The sequence below is a fragment of the Robinsoniella sp. RHS genome (assembly GCF_001029355.1).
GTDB classification, from domain to species: domain Bacteria; phylum Bacillota; class Clostridia; order Lachnospirales; family Lachnospiraceae; genus Robinsoniella; species Robinsoniella peoriensis.
In genome coordinates this window covers 23,670-43,898 of sequence record NZ_JNGB01000021.1, presented here as the reverse complement: position 1 = coordinate 43,898, position 20,229 = coordinate 23,670, and the positions used below count along the sequence as shown (strand labels likewise).

Below are 20,229 nucleotides of genomic sequence, written 5' to 3'. Positions count from 1 at the left end.
GCCTCTGTTTCATTTGAATTCAAAATACTTATATACAACACTTTTAATTATGGGTCACCACAGCCCCGCTGCCCCCATACATTTCCACTTTTCCTTCTAATTCCACTTTCAGTACAGTAACCTGTTCATGGCAGTCTTTTTCATTCATATAAATCCACGTAATTCCAGGAATGTGGAACCAGGGCACGCCGCCGTGTACGTCATAGGCAAGCTCTTTTCCGGAGTGAAGTACAGTAATTTTCCGTATTTTATTGCACAATCCTTTTATACTTATATTCTCACGGGGTTTATCCTGCACAAATAAATACAGTGTTTCCCCATCCATGGAAACAGTGCTTCCTCCTGGATAATAGCGGATCATAATCCCTTCTTTCGTTCCAAATACAGCCTCTTCGTGCTCACTGATCCATTTTCCGAGTCCCAAAAGAATTTCTTCCTGTCTGGGATCTACTGTTCCGTCTTCCTTTGGCCCTATGTCCAGGAGCATATTTCCGCCCATGCTGATACATTCACAAAACATCCGTATAATCTGGTTCAGGCTTTTGTAGTGATGATCATCCGGGGCATACCCCCAGGAATCATTTATGGTAGTACAGAACTCCCAGGCCCCTTCCGGTCTGGTAATCGGCAATCCCTGCTCCGGCGTTTTATAATCTCCGTAACCGCATAACCTGGAATTAACCACCAGTTCAGGGTTAAAACTTTTCAGATACTCCTTAAATTCCGGCAGTCCCCATTGGGATGCACTTCTTTCCCAGTCCCCATCAAACCAGATAAGATCCGCCGTCCCATAATTTCCAAGTACTTCTGAGAGCTGGTTTTTATTAAAGTCCAGAAAACACTGCCATGCCTCTTCATCCTGGATTCCGTCAACCGGATTGGAAAACGGATTTACCTTAGACAGATCCTCAGGAATAACACCTCCCTCATAGACAGAAGCATAGTCTGGATGTGACCAGTCCAGCAAAGAATAATACATTCCCACACGTATTCCTCTTTTGCGGATTGCTTTGGCATATTCATCCACAATATCCCGTTTCGCCGGTGTTTTCTTTACCACACTTAAATCACTGTATTTTGTATCAAACAGAGCCACGCCGTCATGATGCTTTGTGGTTAGCACTGCATATTTTGCTCTGCTGCCTGCAATTAAATCTGCCCAGTATTCCCCGTCAAATTTTGAAGCCGTAAAACCGTCCAGCTGTTTCATATAATCCTCATAGGAAATCCGTTTATTATAAAATGACCAGGACTCCGCTATACCGTTAACCGCATATATGCCGTAATGAATAAATATTCCAAGCTTTGCATCCCTAAACCATTGTGGAACCATCGTAATATCCTCCTGTTTTCTTTTGCTTAGTGATTCCCCGTCCCGAACTCACGGTGCCTTTACTGCAAACGTGCCACGCTGGAATTACAAAACGAATCCCGGATAATCCTGGTGAGGGTTTTCGTCGAATCACAGCTGTATTCCCAAAACATCATTCCTGCCAGACCATGCTCTTTTACATAATCCGCCTTACAGCTGATGGATTCCCCATCTTCGTAGCTGATAAACGTATCTCCGTTAAACAGCCATGGTGCTTTTGCTTCATCATCCCAATAGCGCTTAAATCCGTTTTTATCAATATACCGGTCAGCAAGCTCCCCGTAATCCGGCCCATATCCGCCGGTAGACTCCGCCATCTGCATCCATCCGTGATTGGCATCCGGAACCCCTTTCCACATCCGGGAATAAAAGGCTGCCCCAATCACCAGCTTCTCCCCTGGTACACCTGCTTTTAGATAAGCCTGCACTGCCCGGTCCGTACTGACATCCATCAGATCTGCCTGATTGTCATACAGGTTCGTGTGGTGTCCAGTCTCAATGGTAAATCCGCCCCTCAGGTCATAAGTCATAATCTGAACATAATCCAGATATGCTGACGCTTCCCCCATATTAGTACACCGCAGGAAATAGTTTCCCCCTCCGCCGGCAATATTCAGAAGACAATGACGGTCTTCTATCTGATCCAGACTGAGCCGAAGCTCTTTTAGCATAAGTGTAAAATTTTCCTTATCCTCTCCGGAAGATTTAATTCCGCTGATTCCGATACAAGGATACTCCCAGTCAATATCAATCCCGTCCAGCTGGTACCGTTCAACCAAATTCCGTGCGGACCGGGCAAATTGTTTTCTTCCGGCATCTGTTGCCATTGTTTCGGAAAAGCCCCCTGCTCCCCATCCGCCAACGGACAGCACCATTTTTAAATCCGGGCTTTCTTTTCTGATCTTTAAGAGACAGTCCCGATATTCTTCCAGATCACAGATTACATTTCCGTTTTCAATCTTTCCAAAAGAGAGGTTTAAAATGGAAAGCATCTTTGCATCTTCAACCGTAAGCCCGGGTAAATGATTTGTATAAATATAGCCTATTATTTGTTTATCCAATTTATCAATCAGTGAATATCATAGACGCTGCGGACGCGCAGACCGCTGGTCCTGCCGCTAATGACAGTCACTCTCCTTTCTCCTGCATTCATGTCAAAATAATTGTCAGACAGAACCAGATCCTCTTCTTCATTCAAAATTTCCACACTCTTTGCATAAGCATCTGCCGTCACAACAATATCATCGCCTTCTGTACGCAGCGTTAGGCCGGGATCCTGAAAGTGAAAATATTTCGGGTAAGTAAACAGGACGGTTCCCTCCGATATCACAACTCCGTTTTCCTCTGCCTCATAGCTTACATACTCATTCATATAATCCAGATCCGGCAATTCCACTTTATCCATCCAGACCGCAGAAAGTGCTGGAACCTTTATGGTTTCCTCCATCAGGCGAAGAATCGCTGCATCTGCATTTCTTAAAGCCCACCGTACTTTTACGGTACGCTCCGTCAATGTCTCATTTGCTGCATTTAACCGGATTGACTTCTCAAAGTGGAAATGCTGGCGGTTCATATCCGCTTCCTGGGTCATCCAGCTTTCTTCCTCACAGGAAATCATAAACGGTGCAAAGAAACGTTTCGCATAATACAAAAGTGCTTTCCATCTACCGCTTGAATCTATGGCTGACCAGGAAATTACCGGCCAGCAATCATTTAACTGCCAGAACACCGTCCCCATACATCTGCCCCGGTTTCTCCGAAAATGCTCCACGCCATATCGGATCCCATCAGCCTGCAAAAGCTGGGATGCATAAATCAAAGTTGAAAAGCTTGTGGGGTATAAATACATCTGCTGCATATATTTCACAATTTTTCCATTTCCCCCATTATTCCGTTCGTGCTTCTCGCAGACATAAGAAAACAGGTTCAAATCTTTCGGATCATCTGTAATTTCTTCCAGCGTCTTTAAAGAAGGGAGGGACTGAAACCCAAACTCAGAAATATAGCGGAAATAATATTTGCGGTATTCCGAAAAAGGTTTATTTCCATGCCAGACTTCCCAGTAATGCACATCCCCTCTGTCCGGGTCATTTGGATAGTCAAAAGATCCCCCTGAGGAGGGGCTTGCCGGCCAGTAAAAGGTATCCGGATCATGTTCCTTTAAAACTTCTGGAATCATTTTCTCGTACATAAACAGATAGTCCCGGACTTCAGTAGGCTTCGTCACCCAACAGCGCTGTTCCACAAACATTTCCATTTCATTATTACCACACCAGAGCCCCAGGGAAGCATGGTGGCGGATCCTTTTGATATTTGTGATAAATTCTTCCCGGATATTAGCTTCGAACTCCGGGGTGAGTTCATAGACAGAACAGGCAAACATGAAGTCCTCCCACACTACAAGCCCCATCTCATCACAGGCATCAAAAAACCAGTCTTCCGGGTAATAACCGCCCCCCCAGATACGGACTGAATTAAAATTAGCCAGTCTGCACTGTTCTAAAAGGCGGTAAGTGCGCTCACGTGAGGTTCGCCCCACCAGATGATCCTCCGGAATATAATCCGCCCCCATGGCAAAGATTGTCTTTCCGTTTATTTCATGGGCAAAGCTCTCTCCCCACTGATCCTTTTCCCTGCGTACCGTCATGGTCCGCAACCCTATTTTACGCTGCCAGATATCTAACACTTCATCCCTATCATACAGTATCACCTTAATCTCATAGAGAGGCTGTTCTCCGATACCATTTGGCCACCATAGCCGGGGATGATCCACGGTAAACCTATCGGTCTCTGACTCTTCACACAAAATCCTGCCGTCGGGATCGGAAATACGAATCGTATAATGCAGCCCCTCTTGATTGGAATGTTCTGCCCGGATCAGATTCTTATCTGCCGTTCTGTTTGTATTACAGCTATGTCCGTCCCTCTTCTTGTTCTGTTCTGCCTCCACAGAAAACGTTAATACTGCCTGCCCGGATTCATGCTCCTGATGAATCCTTACATTATCAATTCTGGCAGAGTGGATCCCCAGCAGCGATACCGGGCGGAAAATCCCTGCATCGGGGAGACACGCACCCCAGTCCCACCCAAACATGTAATGGGCTTTTCTCAGGTGCATAAATCCCTCTACCGTATCTTCATTTCCAATGTTTCCATACTTTTCATAAGCCTCTGCCAAAAATTGAAGCGGTGAGTGGAATACCACCTTTAATTCATTTTCCCCGGCTTTCAATATATCCTGCACCTCATATTCCCAGATCCGGTGCATGCTGAATGCCTCTCCTGTCTTCTGGCTGTTCACATAGATATCCGCCAGTGTATCCAAACCGTCAAAATGCAGCAGTATCCTTTCACAATCTTTAAAATCCTCCGGTTCATACACAAACCGGCACACATATTCATAGTCCTTGTTCATAAGCTTCTTGGCACGGATCTCATTGTCCTTAAAAAACGGATCCTCCATGTTCCCGTTCCTAAGCAGGTCGGTATAGACACTGCCCGGAACCTCCGCTTCCTGGAATGCCTCTCCCAGAGGTCTCATTTTCCAGCCATGATTTAATTCCAGTCTTATCACGCTATTCCTCGTTTCTTTGGATTACTTTTTTTCCGGCTTTCCTATTTCATATCCCGTAAGAAATCGGCAAACCAGAATATCACATGGGAAACTCTGTACAATTCAGATTCCCTGCTGATACTTCTCCACATTTTTTTATATTCACAGAACCAGCATTCCAACTTTTGTGCAATCACTTTTGCCTGATCCGCACATCCGGTCATTCCCTGAAAGCTGCTCTTATAGATTAGTAATCCCATACTGTTCAGCACTGCAATACCTTCCGCCGCTATCAGGAAATCATGAACCGCCTTCTTCTGTCCGGCATTCATCTCTTTTGCACATTTTTTCAGTTCCAGTTCCTCTGACTTAAGAATTTTATTCTCTTCCTCTGCCTTAAGAATTTCTTTTTCCCTTGACTTAATCCGTTCCATACACCAGGTATCTTCTATTCCGGATTCCGTCAATTCCTGGAACCGCACCGCCATCTCCCAGTCAAATACGGCATGTCTGCACATACGGCTGACGACAGACATCAGTCTTTCGGATCTGTCCTGATACTGCAGAACAGAAATCATACGGTTTATATCTTCAAATGATATTTCTTTTCGGTTCCAGGAAAATGCGGCTCCGTAGATCATGCCCGGCATACTGAAATCAGGATGGTTAATGTGCCCGAAATCACCCCAATCCGTATTCAGCATACCGATTGCCCGGTACTTTTCGCCAAATGCGCACATTCTGCTGATATTCATATAGGCAGATTCCATCAGGTTAATAAACTGATTCCAGCCACCTGCACCCGGGCAAACATACTGGGTAGCCCCGGCTTCTGCCAATGCCTTTGTTCCGTCTTCACACTGATTCCATGCATATCCCCAGTTTAAACAAATGGTTTCTTTTGGAAGTTCCTTCATGAGCTCCGGAAATCCGCAGATTACATCCCCCCAGAACATAGGTCGATATCCTTTGTCCACAAGATACCCGCAAAGCTTCTTCACGTAGTCAATGTACATCCGGTCTATGCCTGCTTCCTCTGCGTAAGTTTTACTTTTTCCTTTTCCCAGGTCAAAGGTTTCATCCGCGCCTATGTTAAACTGCTTCGAGGTAAATAACGGCATATATTCTTCAATCATTTTAACTGCAAGTTCATAACTTTCTTCCATGGTGACATTCAGGGTATGATGCATCTGACGTCCCCGGAAACTGAACGGCATCTTCACAGGATCCGCAAGTTCACAAAGGTGTTCATAAGTTCTTGTGCTGAGAAGCTTATATAAATGTCCGAAAGAAGACAGAGACGGTACCAGTTCCACCCCTGCTTTTCTGCAGTGGGCATCCAGTTCCAGAATATCCTCTGGCGTCAGCGGCGTGTCATCTCTCCACATCTCGCTGAGCCCCTCAAACAAAAAGCTGTGTTCAACGTATAGCTGCAGCTGGTTTATCTTATAAAAGCTTAACGTATCAGCCAGCTTTTTCAACGTTTCCAGTTTAGGTATCCTGCCTCTGGTAACATCATGATAAAATCCCCGAAACTCCATTGCCGGTTCATCTTCGATTTCAACAAGCGGCAATACACAGCCTTCCTGGCGGATTATCTGGCGCAGCGTTTGTATTCCGTAAAGAATTCCATGGTATCCTCCTCCGGTAATCTGGATTCCCTCCTCCCGGATTACCAGAACATAGCTTTGTTCCTTTAGTGAATCCTCTAATTTTAAAACAATTTCTGCTCCCCCATTTGTCCCCTTAGTTCCCCGGCTCAAGCTGTAATCCATTCCGGTAAAATCCAGAATCTCTCTTTTTAAAATATCTGCTGCATAAGATACATCCTGTGGACAGGAAGCGTCCATCTCGATCTTTCCATAATGAGGAAGGGCAAAAGCCCCTTCCTTTTTCATAATTTTCTGTGGTGCCGGTAATATATACATAGACTCCATTGATCCCTCCTTAAACTACTTCCATTATTTTTACTTCAGGCAAAAAACCCTGGCAATCGGCGCTGTTTCTTTATCGTACTCCTGCAGATGAAGAACATAACCGGTATCTTTTCTGGTAAACTCCACCTCTGCCCCGGTATCCTGCATCGTTATGGATGTCACTGTTCCCTCATAAGGAATCCAGACTTCTGCCCTTACCGGATCCGATTCTTTATCAAAAGTTTCAATTGCATAGACTAAGTTTTCTTTCTTTGTAAATGCAATTCCATCTTTTTTATAAGGAGCACATACTCTGGTCCCATAAATGGCATCTCCATAAACCGAAAGCCATTTTCCCATATCTTCCAGGCATTCCACAGCGCCTCTTGGAAGTCTGCCATCCGGCTGGGGTCCCACATTAATAGCCAGATTTCCTCCCTTTGCCACAATGTCCACCAAAAGCGCTATCACTTCCCGGCAGGTTTTATAACGGTCTTCATAAGCAAAGGAAAAGGAAGTGCCAAGGGTGATACAGCTTTCCCATGGTACGTTCAGGGGTTCCTTGGGAACGCACTGTTCCGGTGTAATATAGTTTTCATAAGGTCCACCCATAGTGCGGTCCGCGCAAAGCATTCCAGGCTGGAATTTCCGGATCTCTTCTATAGTCTCTCCTAACCCGATATCACTGACCCAGCCTGCGTCAAACCACATAATGTCCAGTTTTCCATAACTCGTTGCCAGTTCCTTTATCTGATTCTGGGTGAAATCAACAAACTTTTTCCACTGCTCCGGATGCTCCAGGGGTACATATGATGGTCCTCTGTGCATATAGTTACCCCTTGCATATCCATCACTCCAGTAACTGTCCACATGCCAGTCCGCTTTTGAGAAATATGCGGCGATACCGATTCCTCTCTTTCGGAAGGATTCAAACAGGTGGGCACAGATATCCGCGTATTTATGGGTATGGAACGGACAATCCTCTGCCGTTACTTTATAGTCTGAATAAGCACTGTCCCACATGCAGAAGCCATCATGGTGTTTGGTTGTAAAAATCAAATACCGGATACCTGCTCTTTTCGCCAGATCTGCCCATTTCTCCGGTTCAAAGCGAACCGGATTAAAGGTTTTGTTCAGATTAAAATATTCCTTTTTAAACTCTTCGCCTGTAATCTCCCAGTCAACACCACCCCTGGACCACTCTGCATCGGCATCAGACAGTGCCCAGGACTCCACAAGACCAAGCTGGGAATAAGCTCCCCAGTGCATCATCAGCGCCAGCTTCTGATCCTGAAACCACTGGAGCTTTTGAAGAACCTTTGGATCATCCGGCATGACATATTCCTCTTCTGCACTGTAATTATGTACACCGGCAGCGACTTTGTCTTCTACTGTTTCTTCTGTTTCTTCTATTTCTTCTATTACATCTTTTGCGTCCTCTATTTCTACGTCCTTTATGTCTTTTGCATCCATTATGTCATTCGCACCCTTTTTCTCTTTCGCCAGTTTAATGTCTTCTGCATCCTTAATGTCCTCTGCCTTTTCTTCTGATCTTAACATTTCCTGTAAATGCATACTTTCTTCACTCATGGTGCCTCCTTACTGCTTATCTTTCTATTGTGCTGTTTCCGTTACTGCTTCCTCCGTTGTCTGCAATGCTTTTTCACGTATTGTTATATACTCCTGCAGACCCAGTGTATTCAGCTGCTCTAAATAGCTGTCCCATTCCTTATCAATATCTGACTGTCCCGCAATCCATTCTGCTGCCTTTTGGGCAATGAAATCCCGAAGAGAAGTCTGGATATCGGAAAATTTAGCAGAATCATCTATGGATACCCAGTAAGATGGAATTGCTTCCGTCAAATACGGCTTATAAACTTCATCTGCCTTGTCTTTTTCCGGATACATCGGCACATCTTCTTTAAATTTGAATCCCTGGGGCAGGTAATGCGGCAATGACTGTGGGAACAGGTTCGCCCAGGAATACTTCTTTTCATCTTCCGGAGAAAGGGTTGCCTTATCAATCGCGCGGTATCCATCCCCATCTTTAAAAATGCATATGTCTAAAGGACCAGACAACTTCTGTGCAGAGTTCTGAAATTCAAATAAATCATCCCACCATCTGACAATTGCCCCTACATCCTTCGCTTTATCTGTAATAACAACCTGCGTCTTCATAACAGAAGCTCCATCCGAAGCTCTGAGCCATACAGGATTATCCGTATCCGGGCTTTTCAAAACAGGAAGGGGTTTAAAATCTGGTTCTTCTCCCGCCAGATACGGTACAATATCATTGCTGGCATACATCATAGAACAGCCATAGCGGTCCTGGGAACCTTTAGCCTTCCACTGGCTTAAATCCTGCGTAAATGCTTCCGGATCAATCAGCCCCTGGGAATATAACTTTTTAAGCCATTTAATGCCATTCTTATATTCTTCGCTATTGGCTCCGAAGATCAGTTTTCCATCCTTCATACTCATTCCGTAATTATCCACCGGCATACCGAAATATCCGCACAGATAACCAATATGTTTATTATTCGGGTCAAAAGACATTGGTATCTCATCATTTGGGTCCCCATTTCCATTGGCATCTTTTTCTTTAAACTCCATCAATACTTTTTCGAACTCATCTGTGGTGGTCGGCATTTCCAGCCCCAGATTTTTCAGCCATTTTTCATTGATAAAAGGTTCATAATCTACCAGCGGAGCATCTACTACGTATGGTATGGTATAGATGTGTCCATCCGGAGCTGTCATTGCTTCTCTGACGCCTTCTCTTTCCAGAATCTTCATAATATTTGGCGCATATTTCTCAAAATAGTCTTCCAGGGGAATGAAAATCTTCTGGTCAACACCGTATTTCAGGATGTCGCTGTCCTGGAACAGCCATCCACCGATACAGTCCGCATAGTCTCCCGAACTTAATGCCAGAGACAACTTTTCCTTTGCCACCTCATTTGGGAAATACTCTAAGTTCACCTTGATATTCGTCTGCCTTTCCATCTCATCCATCATCCAGTACTCACCATTTTCAGAAGAGTCATCACAGAAGAGTGAAAAACTATAGGCATCTTTATCAACAATCGGAAGCCCTGTTTCGTAAAATACACCATTTACCTTTCCATCTTCATCCACTTTGTCATTAGCCGGACCGGCTGCTTCTAATGAAGCACTGTTTTTGCTGCATCCTCCCATACCCATTGCAGTAAGGGCTGCTGCACATACTAAAACTGCCAACACTCTTTTTCTTTTCATACTCATACTCCTTTTCTTTTAGATTTTTATTTTGACTGCCACATACACTTAGCATGTTATGTGTTACCCTTTAACTGACCCAATCATAACTCCCTTTACAAAATACTTCTGGACAAAGGGATACATAATCATGACTGGAATACTGGAAATAATAATCAGCGAATATTTCATAAGTTCAACTAACTGCCGCTGTGCTTCCAGTGCTACCTGGGCTGAAACACTTGTCACCTGCTGGGCAAGGGCCGCCTGATTCTGAATCAGAATGGAACGAAGCACTAACTGCAGCGGGAACTTTGCATCATCTTTCAAATAAAGCAATGCGCTGAAATAAGAGTTCCAATGTCCTACACCATAATACAGCACCATAATTGCAATAATTGATTTGGACAGCGGTAAAGCAATTTTAAAGAAAAACTTTGTCTGGGTACAACCATCCACACTGGCTGCCTCCCACAGTTCCTCGGGCAGATTGCTTTGAAAAAACGTTCTGGCAACAATCATATTGTAGACACTAAGTGCCCCCGGAAGAATTAACGACCACATAGTATCCAGCATATGCAGATTTTTGACAACCAGGTAGGTCGGAATCATACCACCGCTGATAAACATCGTAATCATATAGAACCAGGTCACGATTGTCTTTCCGCCGAACCTGCTTCTGGATAAGGCATAGGCGGTAGGAATCGTCACGACCAGATTGACACAGACACCACATGCTGTGTATACGATTGCATTGATAAATCCCGATACGACTAAAGAATTCTTAAACACTTCCCGGTAACCCGCAAAATTAATTCCTACCGGCAGAAATGTTACCATTCCGCTGGCAACTGCCTTGGGGTCGCTGATGGAGGAAATTATAATAAAGTAAAGGGGATAAGCTACAATGATTAAAATAACTGTCAGTATGATAAACAGGGAAATATCAAAGAACTTATCGGTTGCTGACTGTTGTCTGAATTTCTTCATCAATTAATTCCTCCTCTCTAGTACAAACTAATACCCGAAGACTTACGGGCTATTTTATTTACAGTGATCAGCATCACTGCATTGACCGCCGAATTGAACAGACCAATTGCCGCTGAATAGGAAACATTATTTTCAACAAGACCAACCTGATATGTATAGGTAGAAATAATTTCAGATACGCTCTTATTCAAGTCGTTCTGCAGCAGGAATACTTTTTCAAACCCTACTGAAAGAATACTTCCACAGCTCATAATCAATAGGATAATTGCGGTGGGCATAATACTTGGTAAATCAATATGCCGGATAAGCTGGAATTTATTTGCACCATCCATAATTGCTGCTTCATGCAGGTCCGGGCTGACTGCCGAAAGAGCCGCAAAATAAATAACCGAATTCCACCCCATGCTCTGCCAAATACCGGACCATACATAGATGTGTCTCCAGTAAGACTTGTCTCCCATAAAATTTATCGGTGCAATGCCGAAAAAAGAAAGTATCTTGTTGATAATACCGGCATCCGGTGAAAGAAATAACAACAGCATACCGCACATAACAACCACGGAAATAAAGTTCGGTGCATAGGTAACTGTCTGAATTACCTTACGGTATTTCTTATGCTTAAAAGAATTCAGTCCCAAAGCCAGAAGAATCGGAATGGGGAACCCGGCAACCAGAGAATAGATACTGATTAAGAAGGTATTCTTTATTGTAGATGCAAAATAAGGAGATTCAAAAAACCGGATAAAGTATTTAAACCCAACCCATGGACTTCCCAAAAACCCCAGTCTTGGATTAAAATCCCGAAACGCAATCTGTACTCCATACATGGGAATATAACTGAAGATAAATGTCAGAATTAATCCTGGCAGGACAAACATCCACAAAGAGATGTCCCCCCTTACTGCAGATTTACTTCGTACTTTCTTCACTTTAAGGGGTTTGTTGCTAACCTTATCGTTTTTTTTCATTTTCTGTCTCTCCTTTTCTATTTATTGTTCAATATTATTTAACATAGCTTTTTAACAAAATATATAAATATTATACATTTGATAACTGCTATATCTGCTCTTATTTTACATATGCTATATATATTTGTCAATATAAACAATTCATTTTTGTATTTATTTAACATTTTGCACAATTTAGAAAGAGTTTTTTATTATATAATGTATATTGAAAATGAAGTTTTTTAACATATTGTTAAAATTGTTTCTTATTAAACATATCTAATTTACGCAGCAGAATATGAAGTATTATTGAGCCACTCATTAGATAAATGCTGCAATCCTTTACTATGAAGCAGAAATATCATACATAACTAAACAGGAAAAACGATGTACAAAAAATAAGAAGCAGAAAAAGATAGCGGATTTTTCCTCATACGAATTATCCGCGATCCTTCTGCTTCTTAAATTTACTTCCAAATGCATTAAAACCTTCTGCTTCCAAAATCTTTTTACTTTCAATTCTTTTACTTGGAAACAATGATCCGGCTGCTTAGCAAAAATTGTTATACGCATTTTCCTATAAATCTTTTTTTACATTTTTTCTTATTTTTAACATCGGTTTTAACATTTTAAACAAAACCTATTGCGAAACCTCCTGTGATTTGGTAGAATAATAAAAAAAGATATCTGCTAAAGTCGAGTCGTTTCCGTTCTCACGCAGACATCTTACATGATGTGCGAGGTATATAATATGAAAAAACCAACTATGCAGGATATTGCAGAGGCCGCAGGCGTCTCCCGTGTCACCGTCTGGAAGGTACTGAATAATCATCCGGGCGTTTCCGAAGTTAAGAGCAATCTGATTATAAAGGAAGCTGCCCTGCTTGGCTACCCACTGCCGGAACAGTTTACAAATAATACAGTACATGCAAATCCGGCTCTAATGACCAATACCAGTCACGAGAGTGCTACTATATCCGTCGTAGTGTCCAGACCCGATTCTTCCGTGTTCTGGAGCAATATCATACATGAAATTGCGAAAGAGGTCACACAAGCCGGATGCAGCCTTATGTACACCTACGTCCCTACCGAAATCCCGAAGGATTATATTTTGCCGCCACCACTCACTTCCGGTCAGGTACAGGGGATTATTATTCTAAACGTGTACGATGCAAAGCTCCTGTCCATTTTAAACAGACTTCCAATCCCAAAGGTATTTTTGGATGCCGTAACCAATTTTTCTCTGGATACACTGACTGGAGACATGCTTCTGCTGGAGGGCAAAAGCTCCGTAGAAAAAATTACCGACTATCTGTTTGCCTCAGGGCGCCAAAAGATCGGATTTATCGGAGATATCAACTATGCCCTGACTAACAAACTGCGTTACGAAGGCTACACCGCATCCATAACCAGGCATGCGTCCCATATTGATCCTGCTTACTGCAAGACAGGTACCATTGGAATAGAAACTTATGTAGAAGAAATCCATAATTATTTATCCGGTCTGCGGAAGCTGCCGGATGCCTTTGTGTGTGTCAGTGACTTCGTTGCCCATGTAGTTTACCAGGAGCTGATGCTCATGGGTATCCGGGTCCCGGAAGAGGTGAACCTGACAGGCTATGACAATATTGCCGATTATATTGATATGAAGGATTTCTTAACAACCGTTAACATTAATACATCAGCTCTTGGAAAGCGTCTGATCAGGCAGCTTTTTTACCGGATTGAAAATCCGGACACACCTATTGAGGTTATTTATCTGTATTCTGAGATATTGTATCATTGAATGAAACGGCGTTCAGACAGCGCGTTAGTTTATCATTGTTTTCCGAGAGCGTGTTAGAAAATGCTTTCTGACAATTGTGTGTATACTAAAAGCGGTGATGTAAGCAAAAAATTGGAAAGCCTTGTTGATTGGTTTTCCAATTAATTATTTGGTGTAATATCAGGGATTCCAAAAGTGCCCAAATAAAAAAGTCATTTTTGTAACGATATTTGACGACTTCTTAACGTGTCAGATATGACTAACTTGTAGCTGAACCAAAATAGCGGAAACACCTGTATTTACAGACATTTCCGCTATTTTATAGTAATGAGACATCGGGGATTCGAACCCCGGACAACTTGATTAAAAGTCAAGTGCTCTACCAACTGAGCTAATATCCCGTATTTAATTTTTAACCATACTATGGGTTTATATTTCTTACGGCTTTCGCCAAACTGGGCTAGTTGGATTTGAACCAACGAATGCAGCAGTCAAAGTGCTGTGCCTTACCGCTTGGCGATAGCCCAATGTGTGGTTAGGGTGGATAAAGGGATTCGAACCCTCGGCCTCCAGAGCCACAATCTGGCGCGCTAACCAACTGCGCTATATCCACCATATTAATTTTGCTTTCTTTGCAGCAGACATATGATCTCTGCAAAGAAAAACGAGCCTGAAGGGATTCGAACCCCCGACCCACGGCTTAGAAGGCCGTTGCTCTATCCAACTGAGCTACAGACTCAAACAGCGGGTGATGGGAATCGAACCCACGTATCTAGCTTGGAAGGCTAGTGTTCTACCATTGAACTACACCCGCATATCTGCGTTATTTTAGGAACAAGTCGGGGTGACAGGATTCGAACCTGCGACCTCCTGGTCCCAAACCAGGCGCTCTAGCCAAGCTGAGCCACACCCCGATGGTGTCTTGTTTGTTTTTGTTGTTTCGTCTGTTCCCTGACGCAAGACATATTATATTATAGCTCACACCAAATGTCAACAACTTTTTTCAAATATTTTTTTATTTTTTTGAAAAAGCCCGAAAGTGTTGAATATTCGGGCTTTTTCGCCAATTTATTTTTTGGATTTATTTCTTCAAATTGGTCAAATCGAGCTCTTCACCCTAAAAAATTTATTGTAAAATGTGCTTCTCCCTTATTATCAAGTTCCATGATAATATAGCTTGGTTTTCTCCCATCCTGTCTGGGATAGGATAAACTGCCCGGATTTAATGCTATAATATCTTCCTGTATCTCTAAAACCGGCCTGTGTGTATGTCCAAACATTACAATGTCAAATCCTCTTGCTTTTGCCTCTTCTTTGATCGAACGTGTATCCAGTGATACATAATAATAATGTCCATGAGTGAGCAGAATTTTATATTTCCCAAGCTGCAATTCTTCTTCACGTGGTAAATCACTGAAGAAGTCATTATTTCCGCTTACAATATGTACCGGGCAGTCAGCAATCTGCCTGATATAGTCCTCACTGCCCTCAGAATCCCCCAGATGGATTAATTTGTCGATCGGGCTAACTTTTAATAAGACCTCTTTTAAATTGGCATCTCTGCGATGCGTATCACTTACAATCAGGATCTTCATCTGGCACCATGCTCCTCTAAATTTTATTTTTTAATTGTTCTTTCATCGCCCGAAGCGCTTTTCCTCTGTGGCTTAATTCATTTTTCAATTCCATATCCAGTTCTGCCGTCGTACATTTATACTGGGGAAGATAAAATATAGGATCATAGCCAAAACCATTGCTTCCTTTTATCTCATATCCAATCATACCTTCAATGGTTCCTTCCGTAGTCAAAATTTCACCATTTGGAAATGCTGCTGCAATGACACATACAAAACGAGCCGTCCTTTTTTCATCAGGCACACCATTCAGACGCCCGATAAGATTATTATTTTTTATATCATAAGAAGTATCTTCTCCCATATATCTTGCAGAATAGATACCCGGCTCTTTATTCAGGTAATCAATTTCTAACCCTGAATCATCTGCCAGTACAATATCGCCGGTCATTTCCATAATAGTCTTAGCCTTAATAACAGCATTTTCTTGAAATGTTGCTCCGTCTTCTACAATATCGGCTTCAATTCCGGCTTCTTTCAATGAGACTACCTGAACATCCAGATCAGCCAGTATCATTTTTATTTCTTTCATTTTTCCCTGATTACCAGTTGCGAAAATAATTCTCTTACTCACTGTTCCACCCTTTTCCTCATGTTAATTTTTCTTATGTAAATTTACCAAAATTATAACACACCGGGATTGCGTCTGTAAACCAATACCGTTACTGCGCATCCCTGGTGTATACCTTCAGACAGACATTGCAGGAATGCTCTGTTTCTGTTCTTGTCCAGGAATATCCGCTCATACTGATATACCCTTCACCATCGGCAATATCCACGTTCTTAGTTGCTTCATCTGCCTGATATTCCGTTGCAACCGGATACTGCAGACCGGGAGATTTTATTTTTATCATAACTGCATAACGCTGGCCTTTAGCCACTTTCACCGGCTCCTCCAGATCTACGGTATAGTACCCTCCGTTGCCAAATTTACCGCTCTGGGCAGGACTCCAGGAAATCAAGGAGGAAGGCCCGTCAAACTCTTCAATGATATGAATGTCATACTCCGTATCTTTCCCCGTAGCATAGAATCCCACTGCACTCAGATTTTCATCCTGCTTTGCTTCATATACATTTGCAAAATAGCAGGTATCAGAGCCATACCCGATCTGCCCTACCCAGCCGCACAGGTCTGTCTGGTAAATATGGTCATAATTCCCCGTATTTTCGATCCTGGAATAGGCAACACAATTATTTCCAAGATTGGCATCTTCGTATGAGACATAAAAAATGCCGTCTTCCCCGAAGTCTGCCCCCCAGCTGTTCTGGCAGATAAACGCCCCATCCTTCTTAATATCCGCATTAAATTTGTCCGCCGGATAGTGGTCATCCCATCCAATAATTAAAATATCATGATTAGAGCGGGCATTTCCCACATAACAATACGTATTGTTAATCTTATTAAAAAACACCGATGAACTCACTGTATTCTGAAGATCCATATAAAGGGAAGACTGGACAGCACCATGGTGATAAACTGCCCGTTTTATTGCATCATAATCCTTATCCTTAATCATCTGGATCTCCTGTACATGCTTCACCGGTGTCAGCCCATCCGGTGAAACACCATCTCCATAAGGGTCATCCTGTTCCAGTACAGGTCCCTGCCATCCGGCAAGATACGCCATTGCCATGGTATAATCTCCGCCATCGTTCTGATTCTTTGCAAAATGATTCCGAAGTGATATATGGTCCGCAGAAAATACAAGGTGTTCCCTTGGAAGCAGGGAGGATTCCAGCGCCGAGGACGTGGCTACCGCCCAGCAGGTGCCAAGCTCACCCTGATTTTTAATAACAGGAGCCCTTGCTTCATTCCGGCTGTCATATGACTTTGGCAGCCTTACATTTTCATCCTTGCCCGCCGGCTCTGTATTATCTTCCATGCTGCTGTCCCGGGTATTGGAACCACTTTCCGTTTGCCTGTGTTCCTGCTGCTTTTTGCCGTCTAACAGCGCACGTATCTCCGGCTCCATATATTGAAATGCTCCGTATCCAATCAGCAATACAATTAGAATCACAATGAATGTCTGAATTTTTTTAATCAATGTCTACCCCTTATTTTTTAATCTTAGGCGGTCTGGGTCCCAAGAATTGATAAAAATATGTTTTTATCATTCCATTATAAATCTTTCTGTTCTTATCTGCTTTTTTTCCAATATACTTTTCCGCATCTTCATAAGAGGTAATCAGATATTCTGACCAGGAATCCAGCCGCTTAAAGCTCTCTCCTATCTCCCGGTACAATCCCGGCAGGTTTTCTTTATCTTCAATTCTCTCCCCATACGGTGGATTGGTAATTACAAATCCGTATTTTTTTGGATGATTCAGCTGGGAAACGGCTCTTTGCTGAAAATGAATCAGATGATCCACGCCTGCCAGCTTTGCATTTTCTCTGGCTGATTTTATCACGTCACCGTCCATATCATATCCCTGTATATCCACTTCTATCTGATCATTTACATTTTCTCTTGCTTCATCCATTGCATTGTACCAGTGTTTCTTCGTTACCAGGTTGTCCCAGTCTTCCGATAAGAAAGAACGGTTCATCCCGGGAGCTATGTTGGCAGCCATTAAAGCTGCTTCTATTGGAAAGGTACCGCTTCCGCAAAAGGGATCAACCAGTATTCTGCTTTTGTTCCAGGGTGTCAGCATAATCAGTGCAGCCGCAAGTGTCTCTGTAATCGGTGCCTTACTTGTAAGCTGACGGTATCCGCGCTTGTGAAGGGAGACTCCGGATGTATCAATACCAATAGTAGCTTCATCTTTCATAAAAAATACACGTACCGGATAAGCCGGACCTGTTTCTTCAAACCACTGTATGCCATATACGCCTTTTAAACGTTCAACCATGGCTTTTTTCATGATCGACTGTATATCCGTAGGGCTAAACAGCTGGCTCTTAATAGAAGTAGCCTTAGTCACCCAGAATTTGCCATCCTTTGGAATGAAATTTTCCCATGGAAGTTCTTTTGTGCACTCAAACAATTCATCAAAAGTCTCAGCATGGACTTTCCCGACTTTTAATAATATACGCTCTGCTGACCTTAAAAATACATTGGCATAGCTCACAGCTTCCATATCTCCTAAAAAGGTAACTCGTCCATCTTCTACCTGACTGACTTCATATCCAAGGTCAATGATCTCACGCTTTAAAACGGCTTCCAGCCCAAAGTGGCAAGGTGCTATTAATTCAATTTGTTTCATTTTTTCTCCTATCTGTCTGCATTTGCAGGTTTCTTATAATGCTTTTTTCTTATAATGCCAGTTGTTTCACGGTATTTCCTTCAAAATCTTTAATTGAAAATACTCCATTTTCTAAAATTCCATACGTTGGCACATTTCCCTCTTTTGGCAATGACACGGAACCCGGGTTTAATAAGGTAAAATGCTTATACTTTTGGGCAACGGGTACATGGGTATGTCCATGAATAAAGATATCCCCTTCTGCCAAAGGAGGCAGATTGTCTTTGTGGAAGACATGACCATGACTGGCATAAATTGTGTTATCCCCCTCCATAATAATACAGTAATCTGCCATTACAGGGAATTCCAAAACCATCTGATCCACTTCTGCCTCACAATTGCCCCTTACTGCATAAATCTCATTTTTCAAAGGATTCAACATGGAGATGACCTCTTTGGGAGCATATTCCTTTGGCAAATCATTTCTTGGTCCATGATAAAGAATATCTCCCAGAAGCACCAGGCGTCCTGCCTTTTCTAATCTGTATGCCTCTAACATCTTTTTACAGTAAAAAGATGATCCGTGTATATCTGACGCAAACATAAGTTTCATTTGCATTTCCTCCATTCTTTTCATCTATCTCCTATATTAATGCCAGTGTCTGCCCCTGTCAATATTTTTACTTCCTTAATATTTTCTAAAATACGAACTATAAGGTATGGCGATAGGATTCCAGGTATCTTCCACGGTAAGCGTGGATTCCACCGATCATTGTCTTTACACGATAGCCTTTTTCCGCAAGTTCCCTGGCTGCAGCCATACTGATGGAACCACGTTCACAATATACGATAATCATCATATCCTGGGGCAGTGTATAACAATTGCCCAAACTTTCATATGGGATATTTACAGCTCCTTTTATATGACGTTCTACGAATTCGTCCGGTGTTCTGAGATCTATAATAAATGCGCTTTTATCCCTGACGTACGTATCCAGTTGTTTCGGTGCAATCATCTCAAAATTCATAAATACATACACTCCTTCCTGACTTAATATATGCAGAAATCTGGAAATGTGTGCAAAAAAACAGAGCCCCGGCCGTATTGTGGCCAAGACTCCATCTCTCTTTAAAACCGGTTGATTTTACTTGCTGTCCCTACCTGATGTCAGATATCCGGTTTTAGTAGTTGCAATCGCTGTATTCATCAGATTCGTGGTGACAGTCTGAAGAAGCATTGCGGCTTGCATTTTTGGAAGTATTGTTGCTTGTAGCGTTCTTAGAAGAATTGCTGTTCTTGTAAGAGTTATAGGAATTCTCGGATTCATTAGTACTGTTGTAAGCACTGTTTTTTTCGCTTGCATCCTTATAAGAATTGCTAGCTTTGTTACTTGCTTTGTTCTTTGATTCTACATTAGATTCATAGTTGTTCGTACTATTTTGAGTCTGGTTTTTAGAATTCATATTCTTTGCCATAGTTTCATTCCCTCCTGAATAATAAATATTTTTATTACAAAATTTATTATCTCAAAAATAGTAAAAAATATGTATTGCATTTTTTTCCAATCTATATTATAATTTGAGATGTAAAAAGAATTTACCCTTCAAAAAATTTTTTTTACAAACCCCTTA

The 20,229-nt window shown here is 42.4% G+C and carries 16 protein-coding genes and 6 tRNA genes; 1 reads left to right on the top strand and 21 read right to left on the bottom strand.

From position 1 onward, the window contains the following. Positions 1 to 43: 43 nt before the first annotated feature. The 8 genes from RHS_RS12300 to RHS_RS12265 all read right to left on the bottom strand — a co-directional run bounded on the left by RHS_RS12300 (position 44) and on the right by RHS_RS12265 (position 12,036). Positions 44 to 1,339, bottom strand: a complete 1,296-nt coding sequence (locus RHS_RS12300; RefSeq protein WP_255348132.1) for an alpha-L-fucosidase — start codon at positions 1,337 to 1,339, stop codon at positions 44 to 46. Between the two features lie 53 nt (positions 1,340 to 1,392). Further along, the gene (locus RHS_RS12295; RefSeq protein WP_044289735.1) at positions 1,393 to 2,433 is read right to left on the bottom strand and encodes a glycoside hydrolase family 18 protein; all 1,041 of its coding nucleotides are present in this window, start codon (positions 2,431 to 2,433) and stop codon (positions 1,393 to 1,395) included. 8 nt (positions 2,434 to 2,441) lie between these two features. Beyond that, entirely contained in the window at positions 2,442 to 4,946 is a 2,505-nt protein-coding gene (locus tag RHS_RS12290) for a glycoside hydrolase family 2 protein (RefSeq protein ID WP_047833340.1), read from the bottom strand. 41 nt (positions 4,947 to 4,987) lie between these two features. Next, positions 4,988 to 6,862, bottom strand: coding sequence for a glycoside hydrolase family 20 zincin-like fold domain-containing protein (locus RHS_RS12285; RefSeq protein ID WP_242849168.1), 1,875 nt, complete (start codon positions 6,860 to 6,862; stop codon positions 4,988 to 4,990). 30 nt (positions 6,863 to 6,892) lie between these two features. Then, a complete protein-coding gene (locus RHS_RS12280; protein ID WP_395022205.1) occupies positions 6,893 to 8,431 on the bottom strand; it encodes an alpha-L-fucosidase in 1,539 nt (512 codons plus the stop codon). Between the two features lie 24 nt (positions 8,432 to 8,455). Continuing rightward, complete coding sequence (locus RHS_RS12275; RefSeq protein WP_044295483.1) at positions 8,456 to 10,099, bottom strand: extracellular solute-binding protein; 1,644 nt, start codon at positions 10,097 to 10,099, stop codon at positions 8,456 to 8,458. Positions 10,100 to 10,162: 63 nt separating this feature from the next. Next, positions 10,163 to 11,068, bottom strand: coding sequence for a carbohydrate ABC transporter permease (locus RHS_RS12270; protein ID WP_044289734.1), 906 nt, complete (start codon positions 11,066 to 11,068; stop codon positions 10,163 to 10,165). A gap of 17 nt (positions 11,069 to 11,085) precedes the next feature. Next, complete coding sequence (locus RHS_RS12265; RefSeq protein WP_027296525.1) at positions 11,086 to 12,036, bottom strand: sugar ABC transporter permease; 951 nt, start codon at positions 12,034 to 12,036, stop codon at positions 11,086 to 11,088. Between the two features lie 730 nt (positions 12,037 to 12,766). On the opposite strand from RHS_RS12265, the gene RHS_RS12260 reads away from it, so the two are divergent. After that, complete coding sequence (locus RHS_RS12260; protein ID WP_027296523.1) at positions 12,767 to 13,801, top strand: LacI family DNA-binding transcriptional regulator; 1,035 nt, start codon at positions 12,767 to 12,769, stop codon at positions 13,799 to 13,801. Positions 13,802 to 14,108: 307 nt separating this feature from the next. Here the strand turns inward: RHS_RS12260 and RHS_RS12255 are convergent. The 13 genes from RHS_RS12255 to RHS_RS12195 form a co-directional block, all read right to left on the bottom strand. Then, positions 14,109 to 14,181 (bottom strand) — tRNA-Lys (locus RHS_RS12255). A gap of 54 nt (positions 14,182 to 14,235) precedes the next feature. Continuing rightward, positions 14,236 to 14,307, bottom strand: a tRNA-Gln gene (locus RHS_RS12250). A 12-nt stretch (positions 14,308 to 14,319) separates the two neighbouring features. After that, positions 14,320 to 14,393, bottom strand: a tRNA-His gene (locus RHS_RS12245). Positions 14,394 to 14,445: 52 nt separating this feature from the next. Next, positions 14,446 to 14,519: transfer RNA gene (locus tag RHS_RS12240), tRNA-Arg, on the bottom strand. 4 nt (positions 14,520 to 14,523) lie between these two features. Further along, positions 14,524 to 14,594, bottom strand: a tRNA-Gly gene (locus tag RHS_RS12235). Between the two features lie 25 nt (positions 14,595 to 14,619). Then, positions 14,620 to 14,694: transfer RNA gene (locus tag RHS_RS12230), tRNA-Pro, on the bottom strand. Positions 14,695 to 14,892: 198 nt separating this feature from the next. Further along, positions 14,893 to 15,375, bottom strand: coding sequence for a metallophosphoesterase (locus RHS_RS12225; RefSeq protein ID WP_027296522.1), 483 nt, complete (start codon positions 15,373 to 15,375; stop codon positions 14,893 to 14,895). Positions 15,376 to 15,391: 16 nt separating this feature from the next. After that, positions 15,392 to 15,988, bottom strand: a complete 597-nt coding sequence (locus tag RHS_RS12220; RefSeq protein WP_044295481.1) for an XTP/dITP diphosphatase — start codon at positions 15,986 to 15,988, stop codon at positions 15,392 to 15,394. 88 nt (positions 15,989 to 16,076) lie between these two features. Further along, positions 16,077 to 17,459, bottom strand: coding sequence for a lectin like domain-containing protein (locus tag RHS_RS12215; RefSeq protein ID WP_047833339.1), 1,383 nt, complete (start codon positions 17,457 to 17,459; stop codon positions 16,077 to 16,079). A gap of 10 nt (positions 17,460 to 17,469) precedes the next feature. Continuing rightward, positions 17,470 to 18,618, bottom strand: coding sequence for a class I SAM-dependent RNA methyltransferase (locus RHS_RS12210; RefSeq protein ID WP_044295480.1), 1,149 nt, complete (start codon positions 18,616 to 18,618; stop codon positions 17,470 to 17,472). 49 nt (positions 18,619 to 18,667) lie between these two features. Continuing rightward, complete coding sequence (gene yfcE, locus RHS_RS12205) at positions 18,668 to 19,210, bottom strand: phosphodiesterase (protein ID WP_027296518.1); 543 nt, start codon at positions 19,208 to 19,210, stop codon at positions 18,668 to 18,670. Positions 19,211 to 19,307: 97 nt separating this feature from the next. Then, positions 19,308 to 19,625, bottom strand: a complete 318-nt coding sequence (locus tag RHS_RS12200; RefSeq protein WP_044290453.1) for a rhodanese-like domain-containing protein — start codon at positions 19,623 to 19,625, stop codon at positions 19,308 to 19,310. Positions 19,626 to 19,779: 154 nt separating this feature from the next. Next, entirely contained in the window at positions 19,780 to 20,073 is a 294-nt protein-coding gene (locus tag RHS_RS12195; protein WP_052378025.1) for a hypothetical protein, read from the bottom strand. Positions 20,074 to 20,229: the final 156 nt, after the last annotated feature.